This is a genomic window from Variovorax sp. 22077, assembly GCF_052044195.1.
Lineage (GTDB): Bacteria > Pseudomonadota > Gammaproteobacteria > Burkholderiales > Burkholderiaceae_C > Variovorax > Variovorax atrisoli.
In genome coordinates this window covers 31,769-46,143 of sequence record NZ_JBQEQC010000028.1, presented here as the reverse complement: position 1 = coordinate 46,143, position 14,375 = coordinate 31,769, and the positions used below count along the sequence as shown (strand labels likewise).

Genomic DNA, 14,375 nt, shown 5'->3' with positions numbered 1-14,375 from the left:
ACAGACGTGCGCACCACTGCGCGCAAATTCGTCGCGGCCACCAGCCGCGAAACCCTGCGACTGGTGAGGGAGGCGCTGGGCGCCGACGCCATCGTGCTCTCGCACCGCGTCACGGCGCAAGGCGTGGAGATCGTCGCGATGGTCGAGGGAGAGGTGCAGGGCGTGGTGCAGCAGGGCAGTGCGCCTGCGCAGCCCGTGGCGGCGGCGGTCGCCGCGGCGCCTGTGGCACCGGTTGCTGCACCAGTCTCGGTACAGCCACCGGCGCTGGCACCGGTCGCGCGTGCGATGCCGATGCCTTCGGCGCCGGCACCCGTCGCATCCGCCGTTCCGGTCGCACCGGTCCCTCCCATCACGGCAGCCGCAGCACCCGCTGCGGCACCTGCCGACACGGTGCTCGAAGAGCTGCACTCCATGCGCGGCATGATCGAGGAGCAGCTCGCCAGCGTGGTGTGGAACGACAGGCAGCGCCGCGACCCGGTGCGCGGCCGCCTGCTGCGCACGCTGCTGGGCGCGGGCTTCAGCGCGCGCCTGTCGAAGGCCATGCTCGAGAAGCTGCCCACCGGCCGCACCTATGCCGAAGGCATGGCCTACGTGCGATCGGAACTCATCCGCGCGGTGCCCGTGCATGAGGACGAGGACGCCCTGTTCGCCGAGGGCGGCGTCTATGCGCTGATGGGCCCTACCGGCGTGGGCAAGACCACCACCACCGCCAAGCTGGCCGCGCGCTGCGTGATGCGCTTCGGTGCCGACAAGCTCGCGCTGGTGACCACCGACAGCTACCGGATCGGCGCCTACGAGCAGCTGCGCATCTACGGCCAGATCCTGAACGTGCCGGTGTACGCGGTGAAGGACGCCGCGGACCTGCACCTCGTGCTGCGCGACCTGCGCGAGAAGCACATGGTGCTGATCGACACCGTCGGCATGAGCCAGCGCGACCGCGCCGTGCCCGAGCAGATCGCCATGCTGGGCCAGAGCCCGCGGCCGGTGAAGAAGCTGCTGCTGCTCAACGCCACCAGCCACGGCGACACGCTCAACGAGGTGGTGCACGCCTACCGCCACGGCAACGAACTCGCCGGCTGCATCTTCACCAAGGTGGACGAGGCCACGCACCCGGGCGCGCTGATCGACACCGTGATCCGCCACCGCCTGCCGGTGCACTACATCTCCAGCGGCCAGAAGGTGCCCGAGAACCTGATGCAGGCCGACCGCGCGCAGTTGGTGGACAGCGTCTTCCAGCCGCGCCAGCACAGCCCGCTTTTCGTGCCCGCCGAGAGCGACCTGCAGGAAGAAGCCGCTTCGGGCGCCGCCTCGCAGCACGCGGTGCAGAAGGCCCAGGGCGAGACCGACCTGCTGCGCCTGAAGTACCAGAACCTGATCCGCGCGATGGCGCACGACGCGCAGGAGCTCGCCACCACCGCGAGCGCCCTGGCCGGCGCACAGATCGGCTTCGAGCGGGCGCGTTCGTTGTGGCGCCAGGCCACCGACGAGGAGGCGGGCCAGAAGGTGGTGCTGCAAGACCTGCTGGTGCACGCGCGCAGCGAGGTGGCCGCCGGCTGCGAGAACTACGTGCTCGCGCTGTGCGGGCAGGTGGGCCTGCGCTCGAACGAAGGCGGCGATGCCTACGAATGCCACGGCAGCCTGCTGCTGTCGGACCGCACCGGCCTGCCGATGGCGGCGCCCAACCAGTGGCTCTCGACGGCGGCCACGCGCGGCGCGAAGGATGCGGCGCGCAAGCCCGGCGCACGCCAGGTGCCCTGGCTGCGCCAGCAGGACCTGGGCCATCGCCCGATGGTCCACCTGCTGACGCGGCTGCCCGGCATCGAGGCCATGGTGCAGTGGCAGGCCGCGGGCCAGCGCTGGCTGGCGCGCGCGCCGGGTTCCACGGCCGTGATCGACTCGCGCACCGGCTCGCCCGACACGCTCGCGCGCATGGACTTCGAGTTCGGCGAGGGCCGGCCCGTGCGCTTCCGCGGCAAGGCCGCACTGCTCGCAGAAGCACAGGTCGACGTGGTGCTGCGCTTCAACGCCGCGGCCATGGCCGCGGGCATCGCGCGCGACGAGATGCCGGCGCTGCGCTGCGTCGCCACGCGGATCGTCGATGCGCGCAGCGGCAACCTGCTGGCGCTGAGCCATGCGCTCTCGAACATCGGCACGGAGGTCCCCGCGCAGCAGCTGGCCCGATGGATGGGCTGGGCGCAGGACGCCGAGCCCTGCTTCCGCCTGCTGCGCGACGGCGTGCAGCTGGTGGGCGGCATCGGCGAGCTCGGCGACCCCGACATCATGAAGCGGCTGCTGATCGCCGGCCAGATGACCGCCACCGTGTGGCGCCTGCTGCAGGCCGAAGGCGAATGGGCCGACCGTGCGCGCGCGCTGATGGGCCAGCTCACCGGCCGCCCGGCGCGCAACGGCCGCGCCATGAGCGGCAGTGCGCTCAGTGCGGGCATGGGCAAGCTCTTCCTGCTGCTGGACGCGCTCGGCACCGAATCGACCGCGCCTGTGCAGCCGCCCCGCGCGCTGGAGCAGCCGCAGAAGCTGGAGCGGCAGGATTGAGGGTGCAGCGATGAACAAGCTGGTTGCGGATCAGGCGGACGGCCTCCGGCGCCTGCTCGCGCCGACGAAGGCGCGCGTGGTCGCGGTGGCCGGCATGGGCCCCGGTGCCGGCGGCACCACCGCCGCGATGAACTTCGCGGTGGCGCTCGCGGGGCAGGGCCGCAACGTCCTGCTGCTGGACGAGCATCGCCGTGCCGACGGTTCGGCGTGCGAGGTGTGGGACATCGATCCGCCCGGCAGCCTGGCCGACGTGGCGCGCGGGCGTCTGGCGCTGGACGGTGCCGAGGTGCGCGTGGCCTGCGGCGTGCACGTGCTGACGGCGGTGCGCAGCGCGTCGCATGAAGCGGCGAATGAGGCCGGCGGCAGCGCGATCGATCCGCGCAGGTTCTGGCACGACGGCGTGGTCGTCATCGACGCCGCCTTCGATGCCGAAGGCCGGCTGTCGCCGCTCGCGCTCGGCGCCGACGACCTGCTGCTGGTGCTGCAGCCGCACCCCGCCTCGGTCACCTCGGCCTACGCAGGCATCAAGCGCCTGCACCACACCCATGGCCTGCAACAGATGCGCTTCCTGCTCAACAACGTGGTGGACGCGCAGGCCGCTCGCCAGATCATGAACAACCTCGCCCAGGCGGGCAGCCGTTACCTGGCGTTGTCGCTGCAGCCTGCGGGCTCGGTGCGTTTCGACCCGCTCGTGGCGGACGCATGGCGGCTGAAGAAGACCATCGCCGAGGCCTTTCCCGCGAGCGATGCGGCGGTCGACTTCCGCCGCGCCGCCGGCGAGATGGACCGGTGGCCGTGGCCCGAGCCGGCACCGCTGCAGGCCGCGGCATGAGCCGCCCGCGCCCCACCGAGGAATGAAGGACGCACGCACGGCCATGTACACCGCACAAGGAACCATCGAGAAATCGCACCTGCTCGCGCAGCACCAGCCGCTGGTGCGCCGCATCGCGCTGCAGATGATGGCGAAGCTGCCGGCCAGCGTGGAGCTGGACGACCTGATCCAGGCCGGCATGCTCGGCCTGCTGGACGCATCGGCGCGCTACCAGGACAACCGGGGCGCGCAGTTCGAGACTTTCGTCAGCCAGCGCATACGCGGCGCCATGCTCGACGAGCTGCGCGCCGCCGACTGGGGCTCGCGCGGCCTGCGCCAGTCGGCGCGCGGCATCGAGAAGGCGATGCAGGCGCTGGGCCACAAGCTCGGGCGAGCTCCCACCGAGGGGGAGATCGCCAAGGAGCTGAAGATGGACATCGAGGCCTACCAGTCGCTGCTGCAGGAGATCCAGGGCTGCCAGCTGCTGTACGTCGAGGACTTCTCCAAGGACGACGCCGACAACGGCTTCCTCGACAGCCACTCGCAGGACGCGCGCAAGGATCGCCGCAGCAGCGACGACCCGCTGGAGCAGCTGCTCGAAAGCGGCTTTCGCCACCAGCTGGTGGACGCCATCGCAGCGCTGCCCGAGCGCGACCAGCTGCTGCTGAACCTCTACTACGAGGAGGAGCTGAATCTGCGCGAGATCGGCGCCATTCTCGAGGTGAGCCAGTCCCGCGTGTGCCAGCTGCACAGCCAGGCGATCAGCAGGCTGCGCGCGAAGCTCAAGGACGTGCTCTAGGGCCTTGCCGCACCTACGCCGTGCCGGGGTCGTCGGCGCCAGCGATCAGGTTTTGTCCGTCAGCAAGGCGCGCCATCATCTGGCGAAAGCCGCTCGCGCGGGTGGGCACTCTCGCAGGCTTGGCAAAGAACCGAAAGCAACACTCTCGATCCACCTCCAGGCTGCAGGCGAGCCGCCCCATCGGCGAGTACGCGCTCATCGGCTCGACCCACAGTTCGGCGCTGGTGCACCGCGGCGGCGACATCGAATGGCTGTGCCTGCCGCGCTTCGACTCCGCAGCGATGTTCGCCAGCCTGCTGGGCGACGAGCGCAACGGCCACTGGAGCATGCGCGCACGCGACCGCAAGGCGCGGATCTCGCGGCGCTACCTGCCCGGCACCGTGGTGCTGGAGACCACGATACGCACCGCCACCGGCGTTGCGCTCGTCACCGACTTCATGCCCAGGCCTGCGATCGACGGCACCCACGAGGTGGTGCGCATCGTGCGCGGCCTGCGCGGCACGGTCGGCATGCACACCGAGTTCCGCATCCGTTTCAACTACGGCGAATGGTGTCCGTGGATGGAGCGGCGCGACGGCGCGGTGTTCGCCACTGCCGGCCCGGACTCGGTGCGCATCAGCTCCGGCGTGCCACTGGTCAACGAGAACTTCGCGAGCTTCGCCGACTTCGATGTGTCGGCGGGGCAGTCCATCGCGTTCAGCCTCGACTGGTTTCCCTCGCACCTGAAGCCGCCGGTGACGCGCGACGCCAATGCGCTGCTGGCGCGCACGGTCGCCGAATGGAGCGCCTGGACCGAGCGCTGCGGCTACTTCGGCGAGTTCCGCGAACCGGTGATGCGCTCGCTGCTCACCCTCAAGGCGCTGACCTACGAACCCACCGGCGGCATCGTCGCGGCGCCGACCACGTCGCTGCCCGAGCTGCCCGGCGGCGAGCGCAACTGGGACTACCGCTTCTGCTGGCTGCGCGATGCGGCGCTCACGCTGTACGCGCTGATCGGCTCCGGCTACGTGGAGGAGGCCAGCGCATGGCGCTGGTGGCTGATGCGCGCGGTGGGCGGCTCGCCCGAGGAACTGCAGGTGATGTACGGCCTGCACGGCGAACGCTCGCTCACAGAGCTGGAGCTGGGCTGGCTGCGCGGCTACGAGGACAGCCGCCCGGTGCGCATCGGCAACGGCGCGCACGACCAGCGCCAGCTCGACGTCTACGGATCGGTCATCGCGGCCTTCCACGCGGCGCGCAAGGCGGGGCTGGCCGACATGGACAAGCTTTGGCCGCTGGAGCGTGCGATCGCGAAGCAGCTGCTGGAGCTCTGGCGCGAGCCCGACTGCAGCCTGTGGGAGGTGCGCGGCGAGCCGCGGCACTTCGTGCATTCCAAGATCATGTGCTGGCTGGCCTTCGACCGCGTGATCGCGAGCGCCACCGAGTTCGGGCTCGAAGGCCCCATCGACCTCTGGCGCGCGGCGCGCGACGAGATCCATGCCGAGGTCTGCGCGCGCGGCTACGACGCGGCGAGCAATTCCTTCGTGCAGTTCTACGGCGCCGACACCGTGGACGCGGCGCTGCTGTGGATGCCGCTGATCGGCTTCCTGCCGATCCACGACGAGCGCGTGCAGGGTACGGTCGCGCGCGTGGAGAAGGAGCTTGTCTTCCACGGGCTGGTGTACCGCTATCGCACCGAGACGGGCGTCGATGGCCTCGGCGGCGGCGAGGGCGCGTTCCTGGCGTGCAGCTTCTGGCTGGCGAACGTCTACGTGGCCATGGGCAAGGTGCGCAAGGCGCGCGCGCTCTTTCGGCGCCTGCTCGCGCTGGGCAACGACCTGGGCCTCTTCGCCGAGGAATACGACCCGGTCGCGCAGCGGCAGCTGGGCAACTTTCCGCAGGCCTTCTCGCACATCGGGCTGATCAACAGCGCGCACGCGCTGGCGTCGGCGGCCGGCGGCGTGTGGGAGCTGGCGGACCTCGACGGCAAGGCGTCAGTGGTGAAGAAGAAAAGGAAGACAGCGCCGAAGCGCGCGGGGAAGGCCGAAGGCAGGCCCGGACCTGAGCCCGAAGAGAAGGCCCCCGTCAGGAAGCGTTCGCGAGCGCGAACTCCTGCGCGCTGAACACGGTGTGGAAGACCGTGCCGTCGAACATCTCGAAGAGCTTCTTCGAGACTTCGCGGCTTTCGTGGCGCACCGGCGATTCGAGCGCGCGGGCGATGTCCTCGCGGCTTGCATAGCGGATCGACAGCACCATCGCGAGCTCGGGGTCGCTCACGTCGCTTTCGAGCTGACGAAGCACGCGCACTTCGAGCGCGCCGGGAAAGCGGGTCCACAGCGGCACCAGCTTGTCGTGCACGTGGCGGTCGAAGGCTTCTTCCATGCCGGCCTTGACCCGGCCCCTGAAGAACGCGCAGCGGATGAACATGGCTTCTCTTCCTTCCTGTGTCGTGTCGGTGTGATGGCGAGGCGACGGCGATTCAGCCGCGCTCGTAGCCGCTGAACTGCCGCATCATCTCGGCCGTGTCCCGCGCGCCGAGTCCGGCCGCGACGAAGGTGCGGTGCAGTTCCGAGACGGCGCCCGCCAGCGGCAGCGGCAGGCGCTGGTCCTGCGAGAAGGCCTGCACCGCCTCCAGATCCTTGAGCATGTTGTCGATGCGGCCGGTGGGCGTGTAGTCGCGCGCGGCCATCCTGGGACCGAACTCGCGCAGGATCTGGCTGTCGGCGCGCCCGCCGGCCAGCGCGGCGGGCAGCTTCGAGGCATCGACGCCGCCAGCCTCGGCCAGCCGCACCGCTTCCGCCACGGCCTGGAAGCCGATGGCGCACAGCAGCTGGTTGACCAGCTTGGTCGTCTGGCCTGCGCCGCTCGCGCCCATGTGCGTGTAGTTGGCGCACAGGCTGTCCATCACCGCGCGTGCGCGCTGCACGTCTTCGGCGCTGCCGCCGGCCATCACCGTGAGCTGGCCGAGCAGCGCCTTGGGCGCGCCGCCGGAAAGCGGCGCATCGACGAAGCCCATGCCCGTGCGCTCGCGCAGCGACTGCGCGAGCCGGCGCGTGGAAGGCGGGTCGATGGACGACATGTCGATCAGCAGCCGCTGCGGGTCGGCGGGCGTGGCGGCGGCGATGCCGTCGTCGCCGAAGATGGCGCGCTCCACCACCGCGGCCGAGTTGAGGCTGGTGATGACGAAGTCGCTCGCGGCTGCTGCCTCGCGTGCCGTGGCGGCAGCCGCCGCTCCGTGCTCGGCGAGCGCCGCGACCTTGGCGGCGTCGAGGTCGAACACGCTCACGCGATGGCCGCATTCGAGGAGCCGGCGCGAGATGGTCGAGCCCATGATGCCGACGCCGATCACGGCCACGCGTGTCGCCGGGGCGGAGGTCTTCATCATGCGAAGGCTTTCATGGCTGGCCGGTGCGGGTGCGCGGCACGGTGCTACAGGCTCGCGGTGATGCCGCCATCCACGTACAGGATGTGGCCGTTGACGAAGCTCGATGCGTCGGAGGCGAGGAAGATGGCCGCTCCGCCCAGCTCTTCCACGTCGCCCCAGCGGCCTGCGGGCGTGCGGCCCGAGAGCCATGCGGTGAAGGCCTCGTCGGCCACCAGCGCCTGCGTGAGTTCGGTCTTGAAGTAGCCCGGTCCCAGGCCGTTGACCTGGATGCCGTGCTTGCCGAGGTCGATCGCCATGCCCTTGGTGAGCATCTTCACCGCGCCCTTGGTGGCGGCGTAGGGCGCGATGCCCGGGCGGCCCAGCTCGCTCTGCACCGAGCACACGTTGATGATCTTGCCGCGCCTGCGTTCGATCATGCGCTGCGCGACCGCGCGTCCCACCAGGAACACGCTGTCGATGTTGGTGGTGGTGATCTTGTGCCATGCATCCACCGGAAACTCGGCGAAGGGCCCGCGATGCTGCATGCCGGCGTTGTTGACGAGGATGTCGATCGGCCCGACCTCGGCCTCGATGCCGGCCACGCCGGCTTCCACGGCCTCAGCGTCGGTCACGTCGAAGGCCCTGGCCTCGGCCGCGATGCCCCTGGCGCGCAGCGCATCCCGCGCCGCGGCGAGCGAGGCGGCGTCACGCGCATTGAGCACGACGCGGGCGCCCGCATTGCCGAGCGCGCCGGCCAGCGCGAAGCCGATGCCCTTGCTGGAGCCGGTGACGAGGGCGGTGCGCCCGGAGAGGTCGAACAGTTTCAAGGCAATTTCCTGGTGCGTGACAGACTTTGAGGATAAGTTACCGGTATCTTTTGCTTGCGTCAACGGGTAAAACCTGAGTTCTCCCAGCTCTATGTCATGGTTAAAGTTACCGGTATCTTCGAAGACCGTGAAGGACCGCGATTGACCACCACCCCCGCATCCCCGCACGTCCTGATGCCGGGCACCTACCCTGAATGGGACATGGCGCCCATGCGCGAGGCCTACACGATCCATCGGCTCTGGGAGGCGGCCGACCGGCAGGCCTTCATCGCCGAACACGCGGCCGACATCCGCGCGATCGCCACACGCGGCGAACTGGGCGCGGGCGCCGAGCTCATCGCGGCGCTGCCGAAGCTGGAGCTGGTCGCCTGCTACGGCGTGGGCACCGACGCCATCGACCTCGCCGCCTGCCGCGCGCGCGGCATCCGCGTGACCAACACGCCCGACGTGCTCAACGGCGACGTGGCCGATCTCGCGGTGGGCCTGATGCTCGCGGTGCAGCGGCGCATATCGGAAGGCGACCGCTTCGTGCGAAGCGGCGCATGGGCCGATGCCGCCATGCCCCTGGCCACGCGCGTCTTCGGCCAGCGCATCGGCATCGCGGGTTTCGGCCGCATCGGCAGCACCATCGCGCGGCGGCTCTCGGGTTTCGACGTCGAAGTGGGCTACTTCAGCCGCACGCCGAAGGCGGAGAGCCCGCACCGCCACTTCGCCAGCCTGGCCGCGATGGCCGAATGGTGCGACGTGCTCGTCGTCATCCTGCCCGGCGGCGAGGCCACGCGCGGCATCGTCGATGCCGAGGTGCTGCGCGCGCTGGGGCCCAGGGGCTTGCTGGTGAACGTGTCGCGCGGCACCACCGTCGACGAAGGCGCGCTGCTGCAGGCGCTGCAGACGCGCACCATCGCTGGCGCCGGGCTCGACGTGTTCCTCAACGAGCCGCGCATCGACCCGCGCTTCGCCGCGCTCGACAACGTGGTGCTCACGCCGCACCATGGCAGCGGCACCGAGCAGACGCGCCGCGCCATGGGTGAACTGGTGCGCCGCAACCTCGAGGCCCACTTCGCGGGCCGTCCCCTGATCACCCCCGTCGCCTGACACCTGACACCGACAGAGAGAGAAGGAAGAAGAACCATGCGCCTGCGTTGCATGTGCCTCGTGATCCACGCCCCCGACGACCTGCGCCTGGACGAGCAGGACGCCGGCGAGATCGGCCCCGGCCAGGTGCTGGTGAAGGTCGCAATGGGCGGCATCTGCGGCTCCGACCTGCATTACTTCCACAACGGCGGCTTCGGCACCGTGCGCATCAAGGAGCCGATGGTGCTGGGCCACGAGGTGGCCGGCACCGTGGTGGCCGTGGCGCCCGGCGTGGAGAGCGTGCGCATCGGCGACAAGGTGGCCGTCAACCCGAGCCGCCCCTGCGGCGCCTGCAAGTTCTGCCTGGAGGGCCTGCCCAACCAGTGCCTGGACATGCGCTTCTACGGCAGCGCGATGCGCACGCCGCACGTGCAGGGCGCGTTCCGCAACATGCTGCTGTGCGAGGCCACGCAATGCGTGAAGGTGGCCGACCACGTGCCGCTGCGGCTGGCCGCGCTGGCCGAGCCGTTCTCGGTGGGGCTGCATGGCGTGTCTCGCGCGGGGCCGCTGCTGGGCAGGCGCGTGCTGGTGTCGGGCTGCGGGCCGATCGGCGTGCTCGCCATCGCGGCGGCGCGCGCGCACGGCGCGGCCGAGATCACGGCCACCGACGTGGTCGACGAGCCGCTGGCCATCGCCCGCGCGATGGGCGCCGACAACGCGATCAACGTCGCGCAGGACAAGGGCTGGGTCTCGCGCTACTCGGCCGACAAGGGAACCTTCGACGTGATGCTCGAATGCTCCGGCAACGAGCGCGCGCTGCGCGACGGCCTGGAGGTGATGCGCCCGCGCGGCGTGGTCGTGCAGCTCGGCCTGGGCGGCGACGTGAGCATTCCGCAGAACATGGTGGTGGCGAAGGAGCTCAGCATCTGCGGCTCGTTCCGCTTCCATGCCGAGTTCGCGCTGGCGGTGAAGCTCATCAACGAAGGGCGCGTCGACCTTTCCCCGGTGGTGTCGCACACATTCCCGATGCTGCAGGCGCGCCAGGCCTTCGAGCTGGCGAGCGACAGGCGCAAGGCGATGAAGGTGCTGATCGACTTCGCGGGAGATGCGGCACAGGCGGAAGCCGTCGCCGCCTGAGGATGGGGCTCAGCCCCGGTGCAGCGGGGTGCCCGGCGCGTCGAGCTCGGCCTTCAGCACGTTGCCGTGCGTCGAATCGGTGACGAACAGCGTGGAGCGGTCCGGCCCGCCGAAGGCGATGTTGGTCGTCGAGGCTCCGACCGGGCCGCGCAGCACCACGACCGGCTCGGCGCGCGCATTGAGCACCCAGACGATGCCGAGGCCCGGGTTTGCGATCAGCAGACGCCCCAGCGCGTCGACCGCGAGGCCGTCGGGGCCGCTCGGGCCGTAGGAGGTGAAGAACTGGCCCACCTTGGCGACGCTGCCGTCCGCGAGCAGCGGCACACGCCAGATGCAGTTGCCGCGGGTCACGGCGAGGTAGAGCACCTTGCCGTCGGGCGAGAGCGCCACGCCGTTGGGGCTGGGCACGTTCGACAGCAGCAGGTCGAGCTGTCCGTCGGGCCGCAGGCGATACAGGCGTCCCGACGGGTCGTGCAGCCCGCTCTGGCCCTGGTCGGTGAAGTAGACGTTGCCCCGCGCATCCAGCACGAGGTCGTTCACGCCCTTGAAGCTCTCGGTGTTGCGCCGCCGCAGATGCGGCGCGACGCTGCCGGTGCGCACGTCCACGCGCATCAGGCCGTTCTTGTAGTCGGTGACGAGCAGCGTGTTCGCGTCGATGAGCTTCATGCCGTTCGGTTCGCCGTCGTACTCGGCGACCAGCGTCCATTCGCCCGAGGCGTCGATGCGGAAGATACGGCCGAAGGGAATGTCCGAGACATAGAGGTTGCCGGCGTCGTCGAACACCGGCCCTTCGAGGAAGGAGTCGGTCGGCTGGCCGCCGCGGTTGGCCTCGGCCCACACGCTCGGCTCGCGGCGCCGGAAATGCTCGGGCATGCTGGTGAAGGTCTGGAGTTCCAGCACCTGGGGCGCTTGCAGGAAGTACATATAGGGGTCCTAGTCGGCGCGGATCAGGCGGCCGCGAATCCATAGAGTTTCGCCGGGTTGTCGACGAGGATGCGCCTGCGCACGGCCTCGTCGCCGCACCAGGCTGCGAGCACGTCGGCGAGCGCGGCGTCGTCCACCGTTCCCGGCGTCTCGGTCGTGTGCGGCCAGTCGCTGCCCCACACCAGCCGCTCGGGCGCGGCCTCGACCAGTGCCCTGCCCAGCGCGAAGGCATCGCGGTAGACGGGCGCGCCGTCGCGCGAGCGCATGTAGACGCCGGAGAGCTTCATCCATGTGTTGCCGCCGTCGAGCAGCCGGCGCGCCACGGCGAATGCCGCCGCGTCTGCACCTTCGGCCGGATCGATGCGCGCCATGTGGTCGATGACCAGCGGCACCGGCAGCGCGGCGAGCACCGGCTCGAGTTCCACCAGCTGCTCCGGATGCACGAATATCTGGATGTGCCAGCCCAGCCGCGCCACCTTGCGCGCCAGCGTCGTCAGCATCCGCGGCGTGGTGGTGCCCCAGGACTGCGGCGTCACGAAGTTCACGCGCAGGCCGCACACGCGCTGCGCCGCGAGGCGGTCGAGTTCATCGTCGGCCACGTCCTCGGCGACGACCGCGACGCCGCGCGCCTGTTCGCCCAGCTGCGCAAGCGCATCGAGGGTGCAGGCGTTGTCGGTGCCGTAGGTCGAAGGGTTGACGACCACCGTGCGCGAGGTGCCCAGCCTTTGCTGCAGCAGCCGATAGGCCGCCACTTCGGCGCGCGGCGGCTGGCGCTTCCAGTGCGGCGAGGCGGGGAAGCGCGGGTCGAAGATGTGCATGTGGCTGTCGCACGCGCCCGCGGGCAGTGCGGGCGCGGGGCGGTCCAGGCCCACCGAGTGGGGAACCGGCTGCGCGATGGAGGTGGCGTTCATTCGTGCGATGTCTTCAGTCGAGCTTGATGTTGCCCTTGCGGATCACGTCCGCCCACTTCGCATCTTCCTTCTTCAGGAAATCGGCGAACTCCGCAGGGGTGGAGCCGACCGGCTGCACGCCGACGTCGACGAATCGCTTCTTCACTTCCTCTTCCTTCAGCGACTCGACCATGGCCTTGTGCAGCTTCTCCGCGATGGGTGCCGGCGTGCCGGCCGGCAGGAAGACGCCGTTCCATTCGTAGGCCTCGTAGCCGGGCACCACGGTCTCGGCGATGGTCGGCACCTCGGGCAGGCGCGGCGAACGCTGCGGGGACGACACCGCCAGCGCGCGCAGCTTGCCGGAGGACACGAGCGGATACGAGGCGGCGATGGTGCTGAACATGAAGTCGACCTGCCCGCCCATCACGTCGGTGATGGCGGGGCCGCCGCTCTTGTAGCCCACGTGCACCATGTCGAGCCCGAGCCGCTGGCGCAGCAGTTCCGCCGCGAGCCGCTGCACGGTGCCGCTGCCGCCCGATGCGAAGTTGATCTTTCCCGGCTCGGCCTTCGCCTTGTCCGCGAGATCCTTGATGCTCTTCAATGGCGATTCGGCGCGCACGATCACGATGTTCGGCGCCAGCGCGACGAGCGCGAGCGGCTGCAGCGCATTGGCGGCATATGGCATGCGCGCGAAGAGATGCGGGTTGATCGAGTAGGGCGTGGCGTCGTAGAGCACGGTGTAGCCGTCGGGCGCGGCCTTGGCCGCGAAGCCCGCGCCGATGGTGCCGCTGGCGCCGGGCCGGTTGTCGACGATCACGCTGGTGCCCAGCTTCACGCCCACGCGCACGGCCAGCACGCGCGCGAGCGCATCCGCCGAGCCGCCGGGTGCATAGGGCACGACCAGCGTGATGGGGCGCTCCGGATAGGCGGCCTGCGCGGAAGTCGCTGCTGCAGCGATGAGGATGCATGCGGCGAGCATGCGTCGGATGGATTTCATGATGTTCCTCCTGTATGCGTTCATTCCGTCTTGAGGTCGAGCGATCGGGCCAGATCGCCGTACAGCCTGACCTCGCCCGCGAGCTGCGCACCGAATGCGTCGCCGCAGGTGTTGCGGGCCTCCATGCCGAGCGAGCGCAGCTTTTCCTGCGTGGCCGGCGCCTGGGAGAACTCGGTCGCCACGCGGCGCAGCGTGGCCAGCACATCGGGCGGTGTCTTCGATGGCGCGAGCAGGCCGTACCAGGCGTCGGCCGTGTAGCCCTTGACGCCAGCCTCCTCGAAGGTCGGCACGCCTGGCAGCAGTGCCGAGCGCTTCGGCGCGGCCACCGCCAGTGCGGTCAGCTTGCCGCTGTGCACCTGCGCGAGCACCGAGCCCAGCGTGGCGAAGGAGCTGTCGACCTGCCCGCCGATGAGGTCGGTCACGGCCTGCGCCGCGCCCTTGAAGGGGATGTGGTTCATCGAGGTGCCCGTGAGCTGCGTGAACTGCGCGCTCGCGAAGTGACCCGAGCTGCCGGCTCCCGGCGTGGCATAGGTGCGCTTGCCCGGATCGGCCTTCACGGCCTGCAGGAAGGCGCCGAAGGTCTTCACCGGCATCGACGGCCCCACCACCAGCACCGTGGGGCTCACGGCCAGCGAGCACACCGGCGCGAAGGAGCGCACCGCATCGAACTTCACGCGCTGGCTGTAGAGCGCCGGGATCATCGTGTGGTTCGTCGCGCCCAGCAGCAGCGTGTAGCCGTCAGCCGGCGCCGCGGCGACCGCCTCGGCCGCGAGGATCGTGTTGGCGCCGGGCTTGTTGTCCACGACGAATGGCTGGCCCAGCGCACGCGATGCGTGGTCTGCGAATGCGCGCGCCACCACGTCGGTGGGGCCGCCCGCGGAGAAGCCGACGAGCACGCGCACCGGCCTGGCCGGCCAGGCCTGGGCATGCGCCTGCATGTGGACCGCCAGTGCGACCGGCAGGCCGAGCGCGAGCGTGAGCGCGGCCCGGCGGGCCTTCTTGCCGCTCTTCATTGTCTTGTCT

General features: G+C 70.3%; 13 protein-coding genes. 6 read left to right on the top strand and 7 right to left on the bottom strand.

Features of this window, described 5'->3' with window-relative positions:
• The first annotated feature begins 6 nt into the window (after positions 1-6).
• From flhF to ACTJLF_RS29895, 4 genes are all read left to right on the top strand, one after another.
• A complete protein-coding gene (gene flhF, locus ACTJLF_RS29910) occupies positions 7-2,550 on the top strand; it encodes a flagellar biosynthesis protein FlhF (protein ID WP_440884494.1) in 2,544 nt (847 codons plus the stop codon).
• Between the two features lie 10 nt (positions 2,551-2,560).
• Positions 2,561-3,382, top strand: a complete 822-nt coding sequence (locus ACTJLF_RS29905) for a MinD/ParA family ATP-binding protein (RefSeq protein WP_416491444.1) — start codon at positions 2,561-2,563, stop codon at positions 3,380-3,382.
• Between the two features lie 43 nt (positions 3,383-3,425).
• Positions 3,426-4,160, top strand: coding sequence for an RNA polymerase sigma factor FliA (locus ACTJLF_RS29900; RefSeq protein WP_026346769.1), 735 nt, complete (start codon positions 3,426-3,428; stop codon positions 4,158-4,160).
• Positions 4,161-4,279: 119 nt separating this feature from the next.
• Positions 4,280-6,262: a glycoside hydrolase family 15 protein gene (locus ACTJLF_RS29895; RefSeq protein ID WP_145760795.1), complete on the top strand. Its 1,983-nt coding sequence runs from the start codon at positions 4,280-4,282 to the stop codon at positions 6,260-6,262.
• Here the strand turns inward: ACTJLF_RS29895 and ACTJLF_RS29890 are convergent.
• Genes ACTJLF_RS29890 through ACTJLF_RS29880 form a run of 3 tightly spaced genes read right to left on the bottom strand, consistent with a single transcriptional unit; the run spans position 6,225 to position 8,330 of the window.
• On the bottom strand, positions 6,225-6,566 hold the full coding sequence (locus ACTJLF_RS29890; RefSeq protein WP_126183193.1) for a hypothetical protein: 342 nt from the start codon (positions 6,564-6,566) through the stop codon (positions 6,225-6,227). The two genes, ACTJLF_RS29895 and ACTJLF_RS29890, sit on opposite strands and share 38 nt — an antisense overlap.
• A gap of 52 nt (positions 6,567-6,618) precedes the next feature.
• Positions 6,619-7,521 carry an NAD(P)-dependent oxidoreductase gene (locus tag ACTJLF_RS29885; protein WP_440884493.1) on the bottom strand — a complete coding sequence of 301 codons (903 nt, stop codon included), beginning with the start codon at positions 7,519-7,521 and terminating at the stop codon, positions 6,619-6,621.
• Between the two features lie 47 nt (positions 7,522-7,568).
• On the bottom strand, positions 7,569-8,330 hold the full coding sequence (locus tag ACTJLF_RS29880; RefSeq protein WP_019657882.1) for an SDR family oxidoreductase: 762 nt from the start codon (positions 8,328-8,330) through the stop codon (positions 7,569-7,571).
• A 141-nt stretch (positions 8,331-8,471) separates the two neighbouring features.
• Here ACTJLF_RS29880 and ACTJLF_RS29875 point away from each other — a divergent pair, with 141 nt between their 5' ends.
• A complete protein-coding gene (locus ACTJLF_RS29875; protein ID WP_440884492.1) occupies positions 8,472-9,425 on the top strand; it encodes a 2-hydroxyacid dehydrogenase in 954 nt (317 codons plus the stop codon).
• Between the two features lie 36 nt (positions 9,426-9,461).
• Positions 9,462-10,541 (top strand): L-idonate 5-dehydrogenase, encoded by a 1,080-nt coding sequence (locus ACTJLF_RS29870; RefSeq protein WP_354412603.1) that lies wholly within the window; start codon positions 9,462-9,464, stop codon positions 10,539-10,541.
• 9 nt (positions 10,542-10,550) lie between these two features.
• Here the strand turns inward: ACTJLF_RS29870 and ACTJLF_RS29865 are convergent, their stop codons facing one another.
• From ACTJLF_RS29865 to ACTJLF_RS29850, 4 genes are read right to left on the bottom strand one after another with little or no spacing between them, the layout of a single operon-like run.
• On the bottom strand, positions 10,551-11,465 hold the full coding sequence (locus ACTJLF_RS29865) for an SMP-30/gluconolactonase/LRE family protein (protein WP_440884491.1): 915 nt from the start codon (positions 11,463-11,465) through the stop codon (positions 10,551-10,553).
• 23 nt (positions 11,466-11,488) lie between these two features.
• On the bottom strand, positions 11,489-12,376 hold the full coding sequence (locus ACTJLF_RS29860; protein ID WP_440884490.1) for an amidohydrolase family protein: 888 nt from the start codon (positions 12,374-12,376) through the stop codon (positions 11,489-11,491).
• A 13-nt stretch (positions 12,377-12,389) separates the two neighbouring features.
• Complete coding sequence (locus ACTJLF_RS29855) at positions 12,390-13,352, bottom strand: Bug family tripartite tricarboxylate transporter substrate binding protein (protein WP_440884489.1); 963 nt, start codon at positions 13,350-13,352, stop codon at positions 12,390-12,392.
• A gap of 20 nt (positions 13,353-13,372) precedes the next feature.
• Positions 13,373-14,365, bottom strand: a complete 993-nt coding sequence (locus ACTJLF_RS29850; RefSeq protein WP_440884488.1) for a Bug family tripartite tricarboxylate transporter substrate binding protein — start codon at positions 14,363-14,365, stop codon at positions 13,373-13,375.
• Positions 14,366-14,375 lie beyond the last annotated feature (10 nt).

Coding starts and splice junctions, on each gene's coding strand:
- ACTJLF_RS29905 (WP_416491444.1), top strand. CDS start 2,561: ATGAACAAGCTGGTTGCGGATCAGGCGGACGGCCTCCGGCGCCTGCTC.
- ACTJLF_RS29900 (WP_026346769.1), top strand. CDS start 3,426: ATGTACACCGCACAAGGAACCATCGAGAAATCGCACCTGCTCGCGCAG.
- ACTJLF_RS29890 (WP_126183193.1), bottom strand. CDS start 6,566: ATGTTCATCCGCTGCGCGTTCTTCAGGGGCCGGGTCAAGGCCGGCATG.
- ACTJLF_RS29885 (WP_440884493.1), bottom strand. CDS start 7,521: ATGAAGACCTCCGCCCCGGCGACACGCGTGGCCGTGATCGGCGTCGGC.
- ACTJLF_RS29870 (WP_354412603.1), top strand. CDS start 9,462: ATGCGCCTGCGTTGCATGTGCCTCGTGATCCACGCCCCCGACGACCTG.
- ACTJLF_RS29865 (WP_440884491.1), bottom strand. CDS start 11,465: ATGTACTTCCTGCAAGCGCCCCAGGTGCTGGAACTCCAGACCTTCACC.
- ACTJLF_RS29860 (WP_440884490.1), bottom strand. CDS start 12,376: ATGAACGCCACCTCCATCGCGCAGCCGGTTCCCCACTCGGTGGGCCTG.
- ACTJLF_RS29855 (WP_440884489.1), bottom strand. CDS start 13,352: ATGAAATCCATCCGACGCATGCTCGCCGCATGCATCCTCATCGCTGCA.
- ACTJLF_RS29850 (WP_440884488.1), bottom strand. CDS start 14,365: ATGAAGAGCGGCAAGAAGGCCCGCCGGGCCGCGCTCACGCTCGCGCTC.